The following is a 4,834-nucleotide window of genomic DNA, read 5'->3' on the forward strand; positions in this document are numbered from 1 at the left end:
TCCAACACCGCCCGCTCATCCGCACACAGCAGTAACGGCTCCAGTTTCGGGCCCCGACGAGGCACCGATGCACCAGCAGTAGAAGTCACACAGCATCTAACGATCAACTACTGGCGCAGGACACTAGTTAGCTGGAGCGCACCTGTAACCCAACCATGCATCAGACCCCGTTCCATGTGTACGGGCCGTCGCTGCGCCACTCCACGATGGGAGGGTCGTACAGGCACGCCCAGGTGGTGTTCAGGCCGGCCAAAGCGGCAAACTCCACGACGTCGTCCGGCACGATGGCACGACCGACGAGTTCTCCGTCAACGGTGACCCGGCGCTCACCGTTCAGCACTGATAGGGATCTTTGAATTCACGGATTCCCATCAGCACGGGGTGCACCACGATCCGCGCATGCTGATCCGTCACTTCACCCTGCCAGGCACTCCCTCACGCCGCACTTGCAGAGACGCCGTGCAGAGCCCACCCGGGGCGACAAAAGGTGGGTCGCCGACCTCGAGGCGAACCACCGTCAGTTGGTGGCGGGCTGATTGACGGATCCGAGCGGTGGCGCGTCGCCCGGGCGAGGTCTGATCTCACAGCGGGTGCGGAGCACATATTCCTCCTGCGGGGTATTCCCGCTGGTGGACGAAGTCGGATCGCCGCGTTCGCAATTAATCCGATGGATCGTGCCGGTAGCCTCACCTGACCGTGTGTGTGGTGGGGTGGGGGCGCTCGTGGCAAGGAGTCGTTGGCCGGGGTTAGCTGTGTCGGCCGTGGTCACGGCGGTGGTCAGCGCTGTGACGTCGCTGTCGGAGAACGCGGCAACTGGCCAGGACCGGTGGCCTGGGCCCCTCGATCACATCCGGCAGCACGCCTGGGTCGTCCTCGGAGCTGGCCTGGGGGTCGCCCTTCTGGTCGCCCTGTACGCGCTGCGCCATGACGCCGGTTCGCAGAGAGACATCGAGGACCCACCACCCCCCGCACCACCGGAGATCCCGCGGTGGGTCGTCGACCGGGCGCAGGTAGGGCAGGTGGTCGCTGAATTGTGCCGCCAGCGGGGGCGACGGTCGGTTGGGATCACGTCCACCGCCGGACTGCACGGCGCAGGGGGCTTCGGGAAGACCACGCTGGCAGAAATGGTGTGGGCCGACCGCCGGGTGCAGCGCCGATTTAGGGGGCGGATCTACCGGATCACCCTCGGTCTGGACGTGCGCAGCCGGGCCGAGATCACCGCGAAGGTGGCCGAGGCGACCCGGTTCATCACCGGTGACGCCGCTGTCTTCGACGACCCGGACCTCGCTGGCACCCACCTGGGCCGGTTACTCGACGTACGCCCGGCAACTCTGCTGCTCTTGGACGATGTCTGGACGGCAGAACAGCTCGCACCGTTCCTGAGCGGCGGTGCTAGCTGCCGCCGACTGATCACTACCCGTCTGCCGGAACTCCTTCCCACCGGCACCCATCCGGTGAAAGTCAACGAAATGTCCGCAGCCCAAGCTCGACAAGTCCTCACGTTCGGGCTGCCCGACGGACTACCGGAAGCCACCGTAGTCGCCCTGCTGAAAGCAACCGGACGTTGGCCGCTGCTGCTGCGTATCACCAACCGCTATGTCCACCGGCGCATGACCACTGGCCCGACAGCCGCCGACGCTGCGGCCACCATCCTGGAACAACTGCGCCGCGATGGGCCAGCCAGCTTGGATCCCCACGTGGCCGTCGACCTGAACGATCCGCGGGCCCGACAGACCGCGGTGGCCGCCGCAGTCGACGCCGGCGCCGCACTGCTACCGGCCGGCGGGTTCGCTCGCTTCACGGAACTGGGCATCTTCGCCGCCGACGAATCCATCCCGGTCGGCCTCATTGCCGCTCTCTGGCACGTCACTGGTTCGCTGAGTCAGGAACAGTCCCGGGATCTGTGCGCTGCACTCAGCGGTCTCTCCCTCCTTGAACTGGACCCCACCGCAGACGGACGCGTCCGTCTGCACGACGTCATCCGTGACCTTCTGCGGTCTTGGCTGGGTGACGTGCACTTCCGCGAGGCAAGTTGCGCGCTGATCGATGCTGTCGCCGCTGGTCTGCCCCTGGCAGAGCCGCAGCCGGGTGGTGGTACCGGACCGGTGCACGCCTGGTGGCAGCACCCCGACCGTTACCTAGCCGACCACCTCATCACGCACCTCCTAGACGCCGAACGCACCCAGGACGCGGAAGTGCTTGCGCTCGACCTACGCTGGATCGAACAGCGGCTGGTCCGCAACGGAGTGACTGGTCCCCTGGCCGATCTGGACCAGATCCCTACTACAGCATGCCGACGGGGCGCCGTTGACCTCGCCCAGACCGCCCATCTCCTTGCACCGATTGTTCCTGGCCACGCTCTGGAGGGCGTGCTCCGTAGCCGACTGGCCGGATACGACACTTGGGTATCACAAGCGGGCGCCTGGCGGTCTAGCCACCCCGCGCTGTACAACCGGTGGCAATTGCCCGACGTGCCTGACCCTGCACAGATCCGCGTGCTGACCGGCCACACTCGCATGGTGACCGCGGTGGCGATCGCTCCGGACGGGACCTGGCTCGCCGCCGGCAGCGAGGACGGCGCGGTGCGGATCTGGGATGCAGCCACCGGGCAGAACACCACCACCCTGACCGGCCACACTCGCATGGTGACCGCAGTGGCGATCTCCCCGGACGGGATGTGGCTCGCCACCGGCAGCAACGACCGCACGGTGCGGCTCTGGGACGTGGCCACCGGGCAGAACACCGCCACCCTGACCGGCCCAACCGGCTCGGTGTACGCGGTGGCGGTATCCCCAGATGGGACGTGGCTCGCCACCGGCAGTAACAACCGCACGGTGCGGATCTGGGACGTGACCACCGGGCAGAACACCACCACCCTGAACGTCCACAACGGCATAGTGAACTCGGTGGCGATCTCCGCCGACGGGGCCTGGCTCGCCACCGGCAGCGACGACAGCACGGTGCGGATCTGGGATGCAGCCACCGGGCGGAACACCACCACCCTGACCGGCCCAACCGGCTCCGTGTACGCGGTGGCGGTCCCGAGGGTCGGGACCTGGCTCGCCACCGGCAACGAGGACGGCACGGTGCGGATCTGGGATGCAGCCACCGGGCAGAGCACCACCAACCAGACCGTCCACACCGGCTCGGTTTACGCGGTGGCGATCTCTCCGGACGGGACGTGGCTCGCCACCGGCAGTAACAACCGCACGGTGCGGATCTGGAACGTGGCCACCGGGCAGAACACCGTCACTCTGACTGGCCACACCCGCATGGTGACCGCAGTGGCGATCTCTTCGGACGGGACCTGGCTCGCCACCGGCAGCAACGACCACTCGGTGCGGATCTGGGACGTGGCCACCGGGCAGAACACCATCACTCATGCCGGACACGCCTATTGGGTGGACTCGGTGGCGATCTCTTCGGACGGGACCTGGCTCGCTGCCAGCAGCGAGGACGGCACGGTGCGGATCTGGGATGCAGCCACTGGGCGGAACACCGCCACCCTGACCGGCCACGAGGGCCGGGTGACGGCTGTGGCGATCTCTCCCGATGGGGCGTGGCTTGCCAGCGGCAGTGAGGACGGCACGGTGCGGATCTGGGATGCAGCCACTGGGCGGAACACCGCCACCCTGACCGGCCACGAGGGCCGGGTGACGGCTGTGGCGATCTCTCCCGATGGGGCCTGGCTTGCCAGCGGCAGTGAGGACGGCACGGTGCGGATCTGGGATGCAGCCACTGGGCGGAACACCATCACCCTGACCGGCCACGAGGGCCGGGTGACGGCTGTGGCGATCTCTCCCGATGGGGCCTGGCTTGCCAGCGGCAGCGAGGACGCCACGGTGCGGATCTGGGATCCCCTGTCAGGGCATTCGGCCACCGCCATGCGAACCGAGGGAAAACTGCGGGCAATGCAGTGGACACCGAACAACCGTGGCCTGGCGGCGGTAGGAGAGCTTGGCCTCTATCTGTACGACTTCGACCCAGGAACTCATCCAACCACCTGAGTTTTACCCATCTGCGGAATCTTCGATGTTGCCGAACACGGGGACGTTGAATGGGCGCGAGATCTGCTTGAATCCGCAGCCAGCGCACGGGATGCCTCCACCCTCCCGACGAGTCCAGAGACAAGTCCGCGGCCACTTCGCCGACCAGCGGTGGCTCGACCAACTCCACTGAGAGGCTCTTCTTGCTGCCCCAAGCCGGCTGAGAACGTTCACCCCTTCCAGGGGTGCTCCGTCAGCGGGTACGGCTGGCTGTGGGGCCGGCTACGACCACCGGAATGGCAGGGGGCATGGTGTCGGGGCTCGTCCTGCGTTCGCGACCCGTGGCCGGCAGGGAGCGGGTGCCGGTTCCGTGCGCGAGGTTCTCGGTGAGGTCGGCCAGCAGGGCGCTGGGGGTGCGCGGGGACGCGGTGAGTGTCCAGGTGGGGCGGTCGGGGTTTGGGCCGGCCCAGATGGTCCAGGTGGCGAGGTTTCGGGTCGGGTGCTGGGCGGCGAACGCATCGAACTGGACTCCCGCGTGTGCGGTGGGGGACGTCCAGCGGATCCAGCGTCCGTCCACGGTGTGCTTCCACCCGGCCTCTGCGAGGGGCTGCGTGGCGGCGGTGACGGTCTTTTCGTTCACTGGGGTGCCGACGGCTGTGTCCCAGCCGTCTCCGTTGGCGAGGTGCTCCAGTAGCTCGTGCAGCACGGGGATGGGGGTGGTACCGGTTGCGGTGAGAATCCACATGCGGTCCGAGACCGGTGTCTCGTATGCAGCGACGGTCCAGGCGGTCTCGTGGGCGGGGGCGTCGTGGATGCGCTCGATGCGCAGGGTCTGGTCTTCGTGGATC

General features: G+C 67.5%; 3 protein-coding genes. 1 reads left to right on the plus strand and 2 read right to left on the minus strand.

What is annotated here, in order from left to right; all coding sequences use genetic code 11:
* Positions 1-160: 160 nt before the first annotated feature.
* Complete coding sequence (locus O3W51_RS47205; RefSeq protein ID WP_269290189.1) at positions 161-340, minus strand: hypothetical protein; 180 nt, start codon at positions 338-340, stop codon at positions 161-163.
* Between the two features lie 412 nt (positions 341-752).
* On the opposite strand from O3W51_RS47205, the gene O3W51_RS47210 reads away from it, so the two are divergent.
* Positions 753-4,007, plus strand: a complete 3,255-nt coding sequence (locus O3W51_RS47210) for an NB-ARC domain-containing protein (protein WP_269290190.1) — start codon at positions 753-755, stop codon at positions 4,005-4,007.
* 232 nt (positions 4,008-4,239) lie between these two features.
* Here the strand turns inward: O3W51_RS47210 and O3W51_RS47215 are convergent.
* The coding region (locus O3W51_RS47215) for a DUF317 domain-containing protein (RefSeq protein ID WP_269290192.1) at positions 4,240-4,834 on the minus strand (595 nt) is incomplete at its 5' end.

The sequence above is a fragment of the Streptomyces sp. H39-C1 genome, from assembly GCF_027158125.1.
GTDB classification, from domain to species: domain Bacteria; phylum Actinomycetota; class Actinomycetes; order Streptomycetales; family Streptomycetaceae; genus Actinacidiphila; species Actinacidiphila fildesensis.